At 42.3% G+C, this 16,091-nt stretch carries 12 protein-coding genes and 1 tRNA gene; 8 read left to right on the forward strand and 5 right to left on the reverse strand.

What is annotated here, in order from left to right; translation table 11 throughout:
- Window positions 1–65 precede the first annotated feature (65 nt).
- Entirely contained in the window at window positions 66–1,331 is a 1,266-nt protein-coding gene (locus tag ACO6S0_RS15045; RefSeq protein WP_422349141.1) for a hypothetical protein, read from the reverse strand.
- Complete coding sequence (locus tag ACO6S0_RS15050; RefSeq protein ID WP_422349142.1) at window positions 1,332–2,060, reverse strand: type III pantothenate kinase; 729 nt, start codon at window positions 2,058–2,060, stop codon at window positions 1,332–1,334.
- Window positions 2,061–2,217: 157 nt separating this feature from the next.
- On the opposite strand from ACO6S0_RS15050, the gene ACO6S0_RS15055 reads away from it, so the two are divergent.
- From ACO6S0_RS15055 to ACO6S0_RS15085, 7 genes are all read left to right on the forward strand, one after another.
- A tRNA-Phe gene (locus tag ACO6S0_RS15055) sits at window positions 2,218–2,290 on the forward strand.
- Window positions 2,291–2,876: 586 nt separating this feature from the next.
- Window positions 2,877–6,626 carry a response regulator gene (locus tag ACO6S0_RS15060; RefSeq protein ID WP_422349143.1) on the forward strand — a complete coding sequence of 1,250 codons (3,750 nt, stop codon included), beginning with the start codon at window positions 2,877–2,879 and terminating at the stop codon, window positions 6,624–6,626.
- Window positions 6,626–7,453, forward strand: a complete 828-nt coding sequence (locus tag ACO6S0_RS15065; RefSeq protein WP_422349144.1) for a CheR family methyltransferase — start codon at window positions 6,626–6,628, stop codon at window positions 7,451–7,453. The genes ACO6S0_RS15060 and ACO6S0_RS15065 overlap by 1 nt, the downstream gene beginning before the upstream one ends.
- The gene (locus ACO6S0_RS15070; RefSeq protein ID WP_422349145.1) at window positions 7,419–8,024 is read left to right on the forward strand and encodes a chemotaxis protein CheB; all 606 of its coding nucleotides are present in this window, start codon (window positions 7,419–7,421) and stop codon (window positions 8,022–8,024) included. The genes ACO6S0_RS15065 and ACO6S0_RS15070 overlap by 35 nt, the downstream gene beginning before the upstream one ends.
- Before the next feature lie 2 nt (window positions 8,025–8,026).
- On the forward strand, window positions 8,027–9,571 hold the full coding sequence (locus ACO6S0_RS15075) for a response regulator (RefSeq protein WP_422349146.1): 1,545 nt from the start codon (window positions 8,027–8,029) through the stop codon (window positions 9,569–9,571).
- Between the two features lie 96 nt (window positions 9,572–9,667).
- Window positions 9,668–10,054 carry a VOC family protein gene (locus tag ACO6S0_RS15080; RefSeq protein ID WP_422349147.1) on the forward strand — a complete coding sequence of 129 codons (387 nt, stop codon included), beginning with the start codon at window positions 9,668–9,670 and terminating at the stop codon, window positions 10,052–10,054.
- Between the two features lie 398 nt (window positions 10,055–10,452).
- Window positions 10,453–11,964, forward strand: coding sequence for a M20/M25/M40 family metallo-hydrolase (locus ACO6S0_RS15085; protein ID WP_422349148.1), 1,512 nt, complete (start codon window positions 10,453–10,455; stop codon window positions 11,962–11,964).
- 97 nt (window positions 11,965–12,061) lie between these two features.
- On the opposite strand, the gene ACO6S0_RS15090 is transcribed toward ACO6S0_RS15085, so the two are convergent.
- From ACO6S0_RS15090 to ACO6S0_RS15100, 3 genes are read right to left on the reverse strand one after another with little or no spacing between them, the layout of a single operon-like run.
- A complete protein-coding gene (locus ACO6S0_RS15090; protein ID WP_422349149.1) occupies window positions 12,062–12,403 on the reverse strand; it encodes a hypothetical protein in 342 nt (113 codons plus the stop codon).
- A gap of 34 nt (window positions 12,404–12,437) precedes the next feature.
- Window positions 12,438–13,529 (reverse strand): hypothetical protein, encoded by a 1,092-nt coding sequence (locus ACO6S0_RS15095; RefSeq protein ID WP_422349150.1) that lies wholly within the window; start codon window positions 13,527–13,529, stop codon window positions 12,438–12,440.
- On the reverse strand, window positions 13,529–14,539 hold the full coding sequence (locus ACO6S0_RS15100) for a polysaccharide deacetylase family protein (RefSeq protein WP_422349151.1): 1,011 nt from the start codon (window positions 14,537–14,539) through the stop codon (window positions 13,529–13,531). Before ACO6S0_RS15100 ends, ACO6S0_RS15095 begins: the two co-directional genes overlap by 1 nt.
- A 177-nt stretch (window positions 14,540–14,716) precedes the next feature.
- On the opposite strand from ACO6S0_RS15100, the gene ACO6S0_RS15105 reads away from it, so the two are divergent.
- Window positions 14,717–16,012, forward strand: coding sequence for a hypothetical protein (locus ACO6S0_RS15105; protein WP_422349152.1), 1,296 nt, complete (start codon window positions 14,717–14,719; stop codon window positions 16,010–16,012).
- Window positions 16,013–16,091: the final 79 nt, after the last annotated feature.

The following is a 16,091-nucleotide window of genomic DNA, read 5'->3' on the forward strand; positions in this document are numbered from 1 at the left end:
TGAAAAAAATATCTTAAAGGAGCAGATATCGCAGGTATTTTGCAGATATCAAAATAAAATCCCCATCAATTTATTTTTCTTTTAAGGAACCATTTGTCATTTAAGGACAGACCAACGTTGACTTTAAAGTAGCCCTCTTCAATCAGGTTCGCATCTGTTGTGCCTCGTTTTCCTAGCTCAAATCCTAAGTTGACATTGGAGAAACTATTGCCCAACGGCAACCCAAATCCAAAATTTATGCCAAAATCATTGATCTCTTGCCCATTAACTTCCAATCCGCTCACTTCGTAACGAACTCCTGCCCTATAGGTTATTCTTTTATGGTACCCTCCCAAAGCCCTATAATCAGGTACCCAATATCCACCCAGTGCAAAACTACTTGCATCCACGTACGATACATTTTCTATCCCAAGAAAGTCATTCTTGAAATCACTAAACTGCTGAAAACTGTATTCCCCTCCAATAAACCACTTCTTGTTCTCACCAAAGCCTAGACCCATAGTAGTTTTGGTAGGTATTTTCAACTCCGTATTTTTAAGATTGTTTGCATGCAGGTTCACATCAATTACCTCAATTTCCTGCCCGTTGACCAAGGAGAACGAACCCAACCTGGCTGAATTCTCCGAAGCAAGGTTGCCCTGGGTATTGACCAAAACAGAGGTGTACAAGGTATACTTGTTCTTAATGGTAGGGGTATATGTGGCCGCATAGTTGAAATCCAATCCGTTGATCCGTGACTCCCTTCGGTCCAAAGTCCCAAACTGAACCCCTTCCACACTTTGGATACGTTGATATTCCAAGGTTCCAAAATTGAAATTTCCTGTGACCCCAATACTCAGGTTTTTAATGGGCTCAAATCCAATGGAGAAGAATATACGGTTTAATCCACCATCTCCCGTAAATACATTGGTAACGGCCTGACCATCATTATTGGTAGTTTCATCCGTAAGCTCATAACCCACCGATGACAACGGCATAATTCCAAATCCAGCCCCAACTTTATTTCCAATGGGGAACCCAATGGCCAAATAGTCCAAATTGGTGACATTGGCATTCTGCTTTTCCTGACTGTCCTTTAGGGTGAACCTGCTACGGGAAATTCCCGCGGTATAGGTGGTAAGCCTCAACTTGGAATAAGCCGATGGATTATTAAGGTTCAAGTGGATACTATCCGCATACAAACTAATTCTTCCCATCATTTGGTTTTCCACAGAACCGCTGTTCCTAAGGTCCCCAATACCAAAATAAGAGTAAGGTGATATGGTGGCGTTTTGCGCAAAAATGCCATGTGCAGCTACGCAAAATAATGCAATCAAAAATTTCTTAACCATCTAGCGTTTGTTGTATTCCAGCAAGTAGTTTAGCCCCTCCAAGAGAAATTTAGAATTCGCAAATATGGTATTTTTTAGCCGTTTAGCAAAAAAATGGAAGTCGCCGCCTGTTAAAATAACTGTTAAATCTTGAAAGCGAGATCGGTACTGGTCAATTACTCCGTCAATTTCTTGCGAAACCCCATTGATTACACCACTGTGCATGCTGGTTTCGGTTGAGTTACCAATAAAGTCCAGAATATCATCCGGTTCCAACAACGGAAGCGCAGCTGTTTGGTTGTTCATGGCCCTATATCGCATTCGTACTCCGGGAGAAATGGCACCTCCAACATACTCCCCTGAGTCATTGATCATGTCATAGGTAATGCAGGTGCCCGCATCCACAACCAAGGTATTCTTCCTAGGATTTTTATAGAAGGCTGCGGTGGCCAAGGCCACCCGATCCATCCCAAGGGTATGTGGTGTGGCATAACTGTTTTTAAAAGGTACTTTGGAATCATGGGACAGCAGGTGTACCTTGCAAAAAAGGGAAAGCAAATCGGATTCTTTATGCTCCAGCTCCCCTACGGCGGATATTAAAGCGTGGTTTATCTTGGGAAATTGCTCAAAGAGTTCTTTTACTTTGGATAGGAACAGTGTTGATTCGGAAGCTTGGTCGAACAACAGTGTGCGGTTTTCAAAAACAGCATACTTTATAAGGGTGTTTCCAATGTCTATGACCAAGTTCATATTGCAAAGATGGAAAATTGAAAAAAAACACCTGCCTTTTTTCCCCTTTTTGTTTGTATATCCTAATTTTGAAATTATATTTGCACCCGCCTTCGCAACCCCTAAGGTGTTGCTTCGGCTGGCAAGCCCTCTAAAGGCTTACCTTTCATGAAATACTGGTACCTTAGCTCAGTTGGTAGAGCAACGGACTGAAAATCCGTGTGTCCCTGGTTCGATTCCTGGAGGTACCACGAAGTGGTAGATACAGAAAGCACTCTTGGAAAAAGGGTGCTTTTTTTGTGCAACAAAATGAATCGAAGCCTGTCCTGAACTTGTTGAAGGAATATCCGGAGGTACCACAAAGTGGTAGATACAGAAAGCACTCTTGGAAAAAGGGTGCTTTTTTTGTGCAACAAAATGAATCGAAGCCTGTCCTGAACTTGTTGAAGGAATATCCGGAGGTACCACAAAGTGGTAGATACAGAAAGCACTCTTGGAAAAGGGTGCTTTTTTTATGCGCTTTTTGCAAATTTTATCCGTGCTCTGCAATCACAGGTTCCCAGGTCATAAGTTATGGATGTTAGTGCTGTATCCGCAGAAAGATTACTTCAGTATCCAAAAACTTTCCAGTCAATACATACAAATGGTTCAAAAAAATACGTTGTAGGTAAACACTTACATTAATTGTGGTCTTTATTTATAATTCGTATGAATGCAACTATTATAAGGGAAACAGTAAAAGGTACATTTACAAATACTTTTAAATCGACAGCCATACCAGTGGCGGCCATGTTATTGTCTTCAATCTTAATAACCTGGCTTGTATCCAGTTATGATATGCAGTCCTTACCCATGTACTGGGCACTGATTCTTGGCTTAACCTCCCTGTTGTTGGTTTCCAGTCTTTTGGTTTTTAGAAATCTAAAAAAAACGGCAAGAGATAGTGCACATTTTGCTCGAAACAGGGCCATAATCAAAACCGCAGCAGAGTGCATCTTCACTATGGATGGCAATCAGATTATACAATCCTTCAACCCTGCAGCAGAATCCTTATTCCAGTATACCGAGAAGGAAATGAAGGGAAAGCACATTGACGTATTACTCTCAGACGATTTCGTCCATAATGCGAATGACACTACGGACTGCAGTAAGAGCGGCAAAAATGCCAAGCTAATAGGCAAGAATCAAAAGGTACTGGCCAGAAAAAAAGACGGTACCCTATTCAACATCAATATTTCAGTTGCCGAAATTCAGATAGGGACTGAGATTACCCTAGCGGGCATTATGCGGGATCTATCCGAAGAGACCCGACAACAGGAAGAAATTGAAAAAAGGACGCGGGAAATTGAAAAACAAAATTGGATAAAAACAGCCATTTCCAAAGTATATGATGTAACCAAGGGGGTTCAGGACATTGATGCACTTACAGCCATCTTGAGCGGGGTGATCAGCAAACTACTGGAAGCCTCCGTGGGCACCTTTTATCTAAACCAAGGCCTTTTTGATCGTGGGTCGGACGAATTAAAACTATATGGAAGCTACGCTTTCAAAAACACCAAGGGACTTCCCGACACTTTTAAGTTTGGAGAAGGCTTGGTAGGACAGTGTGCCTTGGAAGGCGAACCCATTACAGTAAAGGATATTCCAGAAGACTATATAGAGGTCAACTCTAGTTCAGGCAAAGCAACCCCAAAGGAAATCACAATAATTCCAATAAAACACAACAAGGAAATCATCGGGGTAATGGAGTTTGGAACTGTAAATAGTTTCAGTGAGATACAACAAGAATTTGTAAAAGAGATCTGTTCCTCCATTGGAATCATTATCAAAGGTGTGGTTGAACGAGCCAAAATCGAGGCCTTATCTATCGAGGTCAGTAATCAGATTTCTGCCATTAACCGTTCCAATGCGGCCATCGAATTTGACGTGGACGGACATGTGCTTACCGCCAATGAAATCTTCCTAGATCTGATGGGCTACACCTTGGATGAAATCAAGGGAAAACACCACAAAATATTTGTGGACAATGCCTATTCCAAGTCCGACGAGTACAAAAGGTTCTGGAAAGAATTGAGGCAAGGGGACTTTAACCAAGGGGAATTTGAGCGTAGGGCAAAAGACAACAAAACGATCTGGATCCAAGGATTGTATAATCCCATCCTAGATGTGGAGGGTAAGCCCTATAAAGTCCTTAAAATAGCAGTTGACATTACGGAACAAAAAGAGATTCAGTTCGAAATACAAAAACAAAAGGAGATTGTGGAAGCCCAAGAAGAAGAATTGCGGGTTTCCAATGAAGAACTCACCAAACAGGCCAACCAGTTACAGGCTTCGGAAGAAGAACTGAGGCAACAGCAGGAAGAATTGGAAAAAGCCAATGTGTTATTGGAAGAAAAAGCGCAACAACTGGAAGAACAACATCTCTACACGGTTGAAAAAAATGCGGCTCTGGAACAGGCCCAAGCGGCTTTGGTCCTCAAATCGCAAGAACTTGAAAAAAGTGGTCGGTACAAATCGGAATTTTTGGCCAATATGTCCCATGAGCTTAGAACGCCACTTAATAGTGTCATCATTCTCTCCAAATTGCTGCAAGACAACAAAACGGAGAACCTCACCGAAAAACAAATTGAGTTTGCCCAAATCATCAATAAATCTGGAGAGGACCTGCTTAGCTTGATCAATGAGGTATTGGATCTGGCCAAAGTGGAATCTGGTAAAATTGAGTTGGAAATTGAATCCGAAGATCTAAGGGCATATGCCGAGGAAAGTAAAAAAACCTTTGTTGCCATAGCACAGGACAAAGGGGTCGATTTTGTTTTGAACATAGACAAATCTCTTCCAGAGACCTTTACAACCGATAAGCAAAGGCTGAACCAGGTTGTCAAAAATTTACTGAGCAATGCTTTCAAATTCACGGAAGAAGAAGGAACGGTAACCCTAGACTTTAAAAAAAGCAAAACACTTCCAAAATTCACAAGTCCCTCCCTCTTGCAACAAGAACAGGTGTTGCAAATTTCTGTGACAGATACCGGGATTGGAATAGCGAAAGAAAAATTGGGATCGGTTTTTGAAGCGTTCGTACAAGAAGACGGCACCACACAAAGAAAATATGGAGGAACCGGTCTAGGTTTGAGCATTTCCAAAGAATTGGTAAAACTTTTAGGCGGAGAAATTTTTGTGGAAAGCGAAGTTGGAAAAGGTTCCGTTTTCACACTGTTCCTCCCCTTCGAATGTTCGGAAGTGGTTCAACAAACAACTTCTGAAAACAAGGAACCCGAAGCTCAATCAACCGAACAGGAAGACCCCAAGGCTTTGGAAACTCAAGAAGCGGATGAAAAAACCGCATCGGGGAACAAGAAAAAAGCGCCAGGAAAGAAGTTGGAAGCTGTAATAGCGGATGACCGTGAACAGCTACAAGACAGTGATAACACCATACTCGTTGTGGAAGATGACCTTCAATTTGCCAAGGTACTTTTAGATCAAGCCAGAGAGAATGGTTTTAAAGTAGTGGTCACCGATCAAGGCGACAAGGCCCTCCAACATGTGGAGGTATACAACCCAAAGGCCATAATCCTTGATATGCAATTGCCTGTGATGGATGGCTGGACGGTGTTGAAAAAACTAAAAGCCAGCAAAGATCATGCCCACATCCCAGTACATGTTATTTCCGGTATTGACAAGACCAAACTTGGTCTGGAAATGGGAGCCGTGGAATATTTGGTGAAGCCCATTGCGCTTGATACCCTGGAGCAAACCTTTTTCCGCATTTCTGAATCCATTGCAACCAATAATGTTAAAAAAGTACTGATCATTGAAGATGATGAATTGAACAATCAAGCGTTACAGGAGATGATCAAAAGCAAACGACTGGATGCTGTTGCAGCGAAAAATGCCAAGGATGCTCGAAAACTGTTCAAAAGTGAGCATCCTGATTTGGTCGTGTTGGATCTTGGCTTACCCGATATAGATGGCATTGAACTCTTGAGTGAGCTAAAAATGCAGAAAAAAGAGGTTCCGGTCATTGTATTTACCGGTCGCGAACTGACCAAAAAAGAGTTGAAGCAGATTGAGCGCCACAAAGACACTTCGGTAGTGTTAAAGACCACAAAATCCTATGACCGCCTTTCTGAAGAAACCGAACTCTTCATGAACATGCTCAACGCCACCCAAACCGATTATCAAGTCTTACCTCCCAAGAAATTTGGGTCAGAAGACATCATAAAAGGAAAAAGGATTCTAATTGTGGATGATGATATGAGGAACATCTATGCCCTTGAAACGGTTTTGGAAGAAGCAGAGATGGTGGTAACCGTGGCCACCAACGGCGCGGAAGCTGTGGATGAAGTAAAGAACGGAGAATTCGATGCCGTCCTCATGGATATCATGATGCCGGTCATGGACGGGTACGAGGCGACCCAAAAAATTAGGGCAATGGGGCACACTAAACTTCCCATAATTGCATTGACCGCCAAGGCCATGAAGGGAGACCGCGAAAAATGTCTGGAAGCAGGGGTAAGCGACTATATGTCCAAGCCCTTGGATGTGGAAAAACTAATGTCCCTATTAAGGGTTTGGCTGTATAATTAATGGAAGCGTTGTTGGAAATATCGGAAAATGAACTGGATGATTTTATACAATTATCGGACAAACTTTATGGCATCGATTTTTCGGGCTACGCATTGGAGTCTTTGCGCAGGCGGGTAATGCGCCTCATGCAGCTAAAATCATGCAACTCCTTTACGGCTTTCAAGTTCTATCTGGCCAATCAGCAATTGAGCGATGAAGAGTTACTGAACGAAATCTCGGTAAACACCACGGAAATGTTCCGGGACTTTGAAGTGTTCAAATTCCTCAAGGACGAAGTGTTCAGTGTACTGCACACCTATCCCAGGATCAACGTCTGGCATGCAGGATGCTCAACAGGGCAAGAACCCCTAAGTCTAGCCATATTGTTAAAGGAACAGCAACTACTGGGAAGAACAGTCCAGTATTGCACGGACATTAATTCCGAAGTGCTGGCCCAGGCCAAAAAGGGAATTTATGAACTGAAGGAAATGAAGGACTATTCCGCCAATTATATCAGGGCAGGCGGAGCCTTGTCCCTGTCGGATTATTATGTAGCCAACTACGGTAAGGCAAAAATGAACAGGGAATTGGGCAAGAATATGGTATTTACCAAGCATAACCTCATCAACGGCACCTCCTTCAATCAAATGCACATGATCATGTGTCGCAATGTATTTATCTATCTGACCACAGAGCAGCAAAACAAGGTGTTGCGCCTGTTTATAGATAGTCTTGTACCTCGTGGTTATCTGATTTTGGGCGTGAAGGAAAGCGCAGTTTTTTCAACGGTTTTAAATGAACTGGAAATTGTAAATGGCAAACTCAAGATATATAGAAAAAAAAGGTAGCCATTACACCATCAAGGTGGTACTCTTTTGTGGTTCTACCGGTGCCATTGAGGTGTTGGAAAAGTTTTTGATGCATGTAAGCCAAAAAACCCTGAGAGCCGCCATTGTAGTGATCCTGCACAGAAAAGCCGGCCACCAGGATTTACTGGTCAGGTATTTGAACCAAAAACTCAAAGTAATGGTGAAAGCAATTGAACATGGGATTCCTTTGGAAAAAGGAGTCATTTACATCGCCCCTGCGGGATACCACTGTATGCTGGAAAAAGACATGACCTTGAGCCTGGACCTCAGTGAAAAAGTAATGTTCTCCAGACCTTCCGCGGATGTATCCCTGGAATCCTTTTCATATAACCTTAAGGATCGATTGATCGCCATAATTGTAAGCGGTGCCAACACGGATGGTGCAGACGGAGCCAAATTCGTATCGCGTAGAAAGGGAAAAATCATTGTGCAAAATCCGACAGAGGCCTTTGCCAAAACAATGCCAAGTGCAGTTATTGATAGCTTGGACAAGGTAGACCACATTGTAACCACCAAAGAACTTTATAAAACAGCCGCCAAATACTTTTAAAAATGGACAAAGCAAAAATTCTTATTGTAGATGATCTAGTGGAAAATTTATATTCCCTGGAACAGATTATTGAAAGGGAGGACCGGGAAATAATTTCGGCCACAAGCGGAAATGAAGCTTTAAAATTGGCACGAAAGCACGAATTTGCATTGGTCATCACGGATGTTCAAATGCCAGAGATGAACGGTTTTGAGTTCGTGGAAATATTTAGGAGCAAAAAGAACACCCAAAACGTACCGGTCATCTTTGCCACCGCCATCAATAAAGAAAAAAAATACGTGATCAAAGGGTATTCTGAAGGCGCTGTGGACTATCTGTACAAACCCTTAGATCCAGAAATCGTTGCGGCCAAAGTGGACATTTTTGTCACCCTCTACAATCAAAAAAGAACCTTGGAACACCAGTATCAAGAACTGGATACACTGAACCAACTCAAAAATAAATTCCTGGGCATTGCGGCACATGATATCAGAAATCCTCTGGCCATAATCGAGTTTTATTCCAAATCCCTGCTAAACGAATTGGAGCCTGTCCTTACGGATCCCGCCAAAATCCAGGAACTGGAAAACATTTTCGTTTCCACCAAATTTGCCCAAAACCTGGTCAATGAATTTTTGGATGTCAGTAAAATTGAATCTGGAAATATGGATCTTGAAGAGGAAATGGTGGATGTAGGCTATTTTTTGGAAAACAATATCCAGTTCAACCAAGTATTTGCCAATAACAAGAAGATCAGTCTCATTGGCGATATTCAGGTCAATGGACTTCAAACAGCTTTTGACCGCAACAAGATGAACCAGGTCTTCAACAATCTGATCACCAACGCCATCAAGTTTTCACACGAGGGTACCTCCATCCATTTGAAGGCCTATCAAAAAGATGACCATCTCGTGATTTCCCTCGAGGATGAAGGGCAAGGCATTCCGAAAAACGAAATTGTCACTTTGTTTGATCCCTTTGCCAAAACGTCTGTAAAGTCCACGGCTGGTGAGAAAAGTACAGGACTGGGGCTTATGATCGTCAAGAAAATTGTGGATGCCCACCAAGCAGAAATAACCGTGACCAGTAAGGTTGGGGTGGGTTCCTGCTTTACCATTGAAATTCCCATCCGGGAGTTGGGAACCTTGGAGCCAATTTCCAATCAATTTGCCGAGCAAGAATTACCATCAAAAGATGAACAACTAAACATTGTGGTGGTTGATGATGATATCTTGATGCGAACCCTTTCCGAAGTCGTATTCAGTAAAATTGGCGGGAACATTACCATGCTTGAAGATGGGGAGGCCTTGCTTGATCAGGTAGAGGCCATAAATCCAGATTTGATCTTTACGGATATCAACATGCCCGGAATCAGTGGTTATGATTTGGCCAAAGAAATTCGAAATAAGGGCATTGAAATCCCCATTTTTGGATTAACCGGATTTATAAACGATGAAGTCCAGGCACTTTCCAAAAAGTCGGGAATTGATGGAGTCTATGAAAAGCCGCCTGTGGAAAACATGCTAAAGCACCTCATTTCACAGGTCAATGGGAAACGTACCGTCTAGGGTTTGAAGTTTTGCCTGTTCTACTTCAATCTCCATGTAGGGAGACTCTAAAGATTTCTTGGAGGTGAGGGAGTAAAATAATACCTTCACCTACCTATGAACTTAAACCAAATTACCGTTCCTTCTTTGGATTTATCCAAGTCCATTCCGTTTTATGAGACCTTGGGATTAAAATTGATTGTGGAAGCTTTACCCCACTATGCGAGATTTGAATGTCCGGATGGAAACTCCACCTTCTCCATTCACCACACAGAAGAGCTGCCCAATGGCGATGGGATCTATGTATATTTTGAGTGCGAAGATTTGGATGCCCATGTTGATGGTTTGATCCGAAAGGGCATAGCATTTGACTCAAAGCCTGCTGATCAACGTTGGCTTTGGAGGGAAGCCCGATTAAAGGACCCTGACGGAAATCAATTGATTCTGTTTTATGGTGGGGAAAATAGATTAAATCCTCCCTGGAGAATCAAAAAAGAAGGTTAGCACTTGGTGCGAAAGAAACCGCACGCTAAGCCCAAAAGCCTTCTTTAAACAAGATCACCAATACAAGTAGGGCTGCCAATACAAGGATTCCTACTGATCCATATATTTGGTTTTTAAGATGGTTCATGTGTTCTAAGGTTGATTTATCAATATACGGAATTTGTAGTATTATTCCCTAATCAATAGATTATTTATCACACAGTATTTGAATTATGTAAAATATGGGTGTTTTTTGATGCCATGATGGGACGCAACATAGTTGGCATTAAAAGAAGTAAGTGCCACCAGTTTTCAACTGTTGGTATTCCCCATGAATTGAGCCTAGTAAACCAAAATACCGCAAGAGCCTCAGTTCACCTGAACTAAAAATCTTTACTTTTAGCTTCAAAGGATACGTCATGAGGAAATTGCTATTGATATTGGCACTTTTTAGCGTTAGCGGGTTGTTTTCGCAACAATTGGAATCAGCAGAACTGGAAGAACTTGCTTCCAAATTCACAAAAGCTTCATTTCCCATCTATAGGGAATTGCTCTCCATTCCCTCGGATGCCAATTATCCCGAAGATATAGAGTTGAATGTGCAGTGGTGCGAAAATGCTTTTCAAAACAGAAACTTTACCACCACTAGGATCAAAACCGAAAATGTACCGCTTCTGCTGGCAGAACGAAAAGCAAAATCAGCGCAAAAGACCGTCCTTATTTATTTGCAGCTGGACGGCCAGCCCGTTGACAATACAAAATGGCATCAGGAAAGCCCTTGGGTTCCCGTATTGAAGCAACAAAATGAAAAAGGCGATTGGGAACAAATCCCTTGGGAGAACATTGAGAACTACGAGGATGACTGGAGGGTATTTGCCCGTGCTGCTTCGGACGCCAAAGGACCTGTTGCCATGTTTCTCGCTGCTTTGGACGCCATTGAATCCCAAAATATTGAACCCAATTTCAATATGAAGGTGATCATGGATTTTGAGGAGGAACTAGGTTCTCCCCACCTTCCGCAAGCGGTAAAAGACAACTCGGACTTGCTAAGCGCAGATATGTTGATCATTCTGGATGGGCCGGTACATAATTCCAACAAACCCACCCTCGTATTTGGAGCGCGGGGAATTGCACAAATGCAATTGACCACTTATGGCCCAATAGTACCGCAACATAGTGGCCATTATGGTAACTATGCACCCAATCCGGCCTTGCGGTTATCCAAGTTGCTGGCTTCCATGAAAGACGATGACGGAAGGGTTACCATTCCAGGATTTTACGACAGTGTCCATATTGATGCGGCAACAGAAAAAATACTGAAGTCCGTCCCAGATGATGAGACCGAAATTAAAAACAGGCTCAAAATAGTTAAACCCGACAAAGTTGGGAGCTATTATCAAGAGGCCATCCAATACCCGTCACTCAATATTCTGGGGATGGAATCTGGATGGGTAAGGGAGCAGACCCGGACCATAGTGCCCAGCAAGGCTATAGCCGAATTGGATATGAGGCTGGTACAGGGATCCGACCCGCAACGCCTTATTGGATTGGTTCAAAAACACATAGAAGCGCAAGGTTACTATGTAATTGGAAAGGAACCTACGGATGAGGAACGAATGAAATATGACAAAATCGCAACATTTACCCATAAAGTGTTCTACCATTCTTTTCAAACCGATTTTAATACGGAAGTGGGCCAGTGGCTCCAAAGGGCCTATGATAGAGCTTATGCGGTGGATCCCATACGGATTAGAATGGGAGGTGGATCCATCCCCATTTCACCTTTTGTGACCACCTTGGGTATTCCCGCAGTCCTTGTGACCACCGTTAATAGTGACAATAACCAACATAGCCCGAATGAAAACCTAAGATTGGGCAACTATAGGGAGGGCGTAAAAGCGATGATTGCTTTTTTAACCGAGGACCTGTGACTCCTGTCCTCAGATTGGGAAGATATTTGTTAGGAAGCACTAAAAGATGTGCTTGCACCAAGGTTGACCAAGTGATCTTGCGGGAGCTGCAGTCTGTTTACTTAAGTTTATTGTTTATCCGTTCAACCACCATTGGGGTTTGTTCCCTGTCGTAGTTAACAAGTCCGATGGAATAGGAGTGGGCATTTGTACACAATTCCAACGTTCCCTTTCCTCTTTTCCAGTGACCAACACCATGCCCGGTTATAAGGTCTACCACCATTGTAATTATTCCAGTAATCCAAGGGATATTGCCTTTGATAAACTCCACTGTTTTTATTTCTGCGTAGCTCGTCTTTTTGATTAAAACGGAGCCAGACTTTCTAACCTCCAAGTCATGTTCAGTAAACACCACTTCAATCCTTGGAGATTCCTGTAAAATTAGAATTTCTTGTGTCACAGCTAATTGATCGTTTTGTCAATATTCCGTCGTTTCATTCTTCCGAAAGATTTCGATACACTTTCTTCATCACTGCTGTTTTAGCTTCATCTTTGGCAACCGAATTGGTCGTAAACATCATCACTCCTGTAGACTCCCCTGCCAGTCCACCTAAAAGCACGGTTTCAAATTCCTCTTTGGAGATAATACCAGGGTCATCATGGGCCTGTACAATGGGCCACACCTTTGGAAATTTCCCCTTTTTTATGTCCAACCGCTTACTAAACCATACGATGTTTTTTTCTACCCATTTGGGGTCTCGGTGCATTCTGCCGTGGTAAACCATAGGAGAAAACACATCAATAGTTTCCCTTAACAAATCATAATCCAACCCTAGATTGCGGCGTCTGGCACCATTGTATTCTTCGTCATTCCAAGGGCAGTGGTAAAGCCCCAAGAGCGCATCGGGATTGGCTTCTTTTACAATTTTCTTCATTTCCAAGGCCCAATCGTAAATGACCTGGCATCTCCAATTGCGCCATTCCGTGTCATGTTGGGTTAAAATCCATTGCGCCTTTTCCGAAGTGGTTCCCTCAGGTATTTGCAGACCGGTGTATGCCGAAAATTCGTTGACGCAGTGGTCATTAAAACAGGTTTCGGGTAAAATGGGTTCTGGGTCTTCAAATTGAGCATGCCAATGCACATAGTCCATCCAAATTCCATCCAGGTCAAATTTGGCTAGCAAAACCCTAAGCTGATTAAAGCGATATTCCCGAAAACCGGGCTCTGTAGGACACACGCCCATAAACCAGGTAGCCGCCTCCACTTTTTCACCTTTTTCATTGATGGCCCAGGCCTCGGGATGGTTTTCCACATAATTTTTCCCGTTCAAGGTGGCAAACTCGGCATATACCTTAGCTCCTTCGGATTTGGCCCTTTCCACCATGGCTTGATCAATGGCACCACTATGGACAAAAATGGCATTGACCCCAAGCTCGTTTAACTTATATCCTTTATCCCAAAGGGGTTTGGGATTCCCATAGACCCCCCTCACCTCAACAGTTTTGGTAGGTTTTTGAGCGCATGACAGCGTAAAGACCAGTCCAGCAGCAATAAGTACAATAGGTTTAAAAGACATTTTTCCCATCACAAAGCCAATTGATCCATTTTTTCTTTTTCATATCGGCTATCCTCTGCAGGATATCTCAATCGGTCTTCGTAATTGCCCGATTGTTTGGCCAAAGACCAGATCAAACTTTCGCCGGCAAAATCGGGACTTGGTATTTGCCCAAAAATGGGATCTTCAAATGCCTTGTCCGAGTCCACAACCTTCCAACCTTTGGCCTTAAAAGCCTCAATCAAATCGCCAAGGAAAAGAGCCGACGTCAGGTTATGGTGCAGCAGCAACGTATGTTTTATATGCCTTCCGTTTATTTCATAGGACAGATTTTCGTAATACGCAGCACGTTCCAAAATATGCTGTACATAAAAGTTGCGAAATGCGTCAAACTGTGTATCCGAAACTCCATTTGCCTTGATTTTTTTGATCAAACGGCTGTTGACATACCAATCCGAAGCATCAATAGTGACATACCCATTTCGATAGCCGTTTTGGGCAAGGACATTTCTAATGCTGTCCACCTTGGCCGGGTTTTGCCCCTCCTTTAAATATGGAAATCGGAACAACTTGGAACTGTTCCCAAATTTTGAAATTACGGAATCCGTGCGCAACAATTGATCGGCAAACATTTGGGCCGTATTGGCATCCGCATTAAAGTTGGGATGGGAAAAGGTATGATTAGCGATTTGATGTCCCTTATCGTTCCAGCTTTTCAAAAGGAACTGGCCTCTTTCATCCAATTTGTTCTGCCCTGTGACAAAAAAGGTGGCCTTGAGACCCTCCCTTTCCAGATGGGACAAAAGCATTTGGTTCCATTCCTTGAACGGATACCCCGCCAAGTCTGCGGTAATGCCATCATCAAAAGTAAAACTAACCATTGGGGCTTCCTTACTTTGGACAGTAAGAGCATCCTTTTCCGTTTGTCTTGAATTTGGGTTTTTACATCCAAACAGCAGGATGGTTATTAAACATAAAGTAATGTGGGTCAATTTCATGGTGGGCGGAGAGGCATACAACTCCTTATAAAGATACGTCATTTTATGGGTTCAAAGTTTGGAGCAACTCAAGATCTTAATAAACACTTCATAAAATGGAGGATTGACCAATCCTATAGTAATAGGCAATATTTTAGCAAAAGAAATGATAGTTTCGGCGGTTTTAATTTGGAATCTTATCCCATAATATTATCCTTGCACAATCTTTTAAACTTCAGCATGAAATTAGTTAAACCAGTTTTGTTGGCACTTTTGTTTCTCACATATTCTTGTAGTAGTGATAGTGCCTCTGACGAGGCAACCCCAACGAATGAAAATCCTGATAACACTAGTTCAGATGACGAACCTGAACCAACCACAATTTCTTTTTGTGAAGCAAATGATAATCTTAAGCCAACGATTGGAGCTTATAGTGATCAAGGGTTGTCCATTCATTTAGAACTACCAGAAAATCTGTCCTTGGAAAATGCGGAAGAATTCGGATTTACAATTACTAGAATCTATGATTCTGAAGAGGTTAAAATGGATATCTCCCAATCGGCCACTTCAGATTTTGTTCTTACCATTGAAAATTTAATTAGCGGTTTTGATTACGAGATTGTGGGATTTGCAACCATAGAAGGGAGTACTTGCTTCAGCAATCCCGAAAGCATTACCGCAACAAGGAATTATCCCATGTCTCCGTGGTCCGTTGTTCCTTCAGGCATTATAAACCGATATAATTCTTATGGCGTTACGGTTGATGGGAATCCGTACATGTTGCTTCAAGAAGGGAGTTTTTTCTTAATCAATGAAGACGGGTCGGTAGAGCAAAAATCCAACTTTCCAAAAACAGGAAACACAGTTTCAGGCTACACCATTTTTGACCTTGAAGGCTCTGCCTATGTAAAAAGTGCTTATCATAGTGATTTGTATAAATATGACCCAACTTTGGATACCTGGGAAAAAGTGACCGATATTCTTTCCAATGCCGGGTATTTTAGCGGCCAATTGGATGGTATTGGATATACGTTTGACAATAGTTGGAGTTTTAGCTATACCCCCGGCGATTCCAATTTCACTTTCGTAGGGGATGAATATTATACAACAGATCTCCGGTCAAAGTTTCAAACAGACACCGATATTTTTATTATAAACCGTGAATATGAAATACTACAGTTCGATAAAACCAATGGCACCTTTAGTGTAGTAGCAAATTACCCTGGAAATCAAATAGATCAGAATCTGACAAACGATGATATTGTCAGCTTTGTCCAAGATAATAAGGCATATATAGGTCTTAATTTAAGATATCGTGATCCGGGTTCGGTAAATTTCCTTGATATTTATGAGTTCAATCTAGACACTTTTGAGTGGAAGGAATTGCAACCATTTCCTGTTCCCTTCAAAAGCACTAGCCATATTGGCCAAGTAGATGGTAAAAATTACAGTTACCTATTTTTCAATGAAGGCGAATTTGGGTTGAACGGTTATGTATGGAGATTTGACCCAACCCAAGTGGTTTATAAAGAGTAGAATTTTTAAAGTGCATTACAAACAACCACATTTATGTTATCGCCGGTTAGTCATGGGTGGTTTCCAACCTTGAAGATTA

Origin of the sequence: Flagellimonas sp., from assembly GCF_965233845.1 — a bacterium.
In the GTDB taxonomy this organism is placed as follows: Bacteria; Bacteroidota; Bacteroidia; order Flavobacteriales; family Flavobacteriaceae; genus Flagellimonas.

Excerpts from the sequence above, each read along its gene's own strand:
- ACO6S0_RS15060 (WP_422349143.1), top strand. The coding sequence starts at position 2,877 with ATGCAGTCCTTACCCATGTACTGGGCACTGATTCTTGGCTTAACCTCC.
- ACO6S0_RS15065 (WP_422349144.1), top strand. The coding sequence starts at position 6,626 with ATGGAAGCGTTGTTGGAAATATCGGAAAATGAACTGGATGATTTTATA.
- ACO6S0_RS15075 (WP_422349146.1), top strand. The coding sequence starts at position 8,027 with ATGGACAAAGCAAAAATTCTTATTGTAGATGATCTAGTGGAAAATTTA.
- ACO6S0_RS15105 (WP_422349152.1), top strand. The coding sequence starts at position 14,717 with ATGAAATTAGTTAAACCAGTTTTGTTGGCACTTTTGTTTCTCACATAT.
- ACO6S0_RS15095 (WP_422349150.1), bottom strand. The coding sequence starts at position 13,529 with ATGGGAAAAATGTCTTTTAAACCTATTGTACTTATTGCTGCTGGACTG.
- ACO6S0_RS15100 (WP_422349151.1), bottom strand. The coding sequence starts at position 14,539 with ATGACGTATCTTTATAAGGAGTTGTATGCCTCTCCGCCCACCATGAAA.
- ACO6S0_RS15070 (WP_422349145.1), top strand. The coding sequence starts at position 7,419 with ATGGCAAACTCAAGATATATAGAAAAAAAAGGTAGCCATTACACCATC.
- ACO6S0_RS15050 (WP_422349142.1), bottom strand. The coding sequence starts at position 2,060 with ATGAACTTGGTCATAGACATTGGAAACACCCTTATAAAGTATGCTGTT.
- ACO6S0_RS15045 (WP_422349141.1), bottom strand. The coding sequence starts at position 1,331 with ATGGTTAAGAAATTTTTGATTGCATTATTTTGCGTAGCTGCACATGGC.
- ACO6S0_RS15085 (WP_422349148.1), top strand. The coding sequence starts at position 10,453 with ATGAGGAAATTGCTATTGATATTGGCACTTTTTAGCGTTAGCGGGTTG.
- ACO6S0_RS15080 (WP_422349147.1), top strand. The coding sequence starts at position 9,668 with ATGAACTTAAACCAAATTACCGTTCCTTCTTTGGATTTATCCAAGTCC.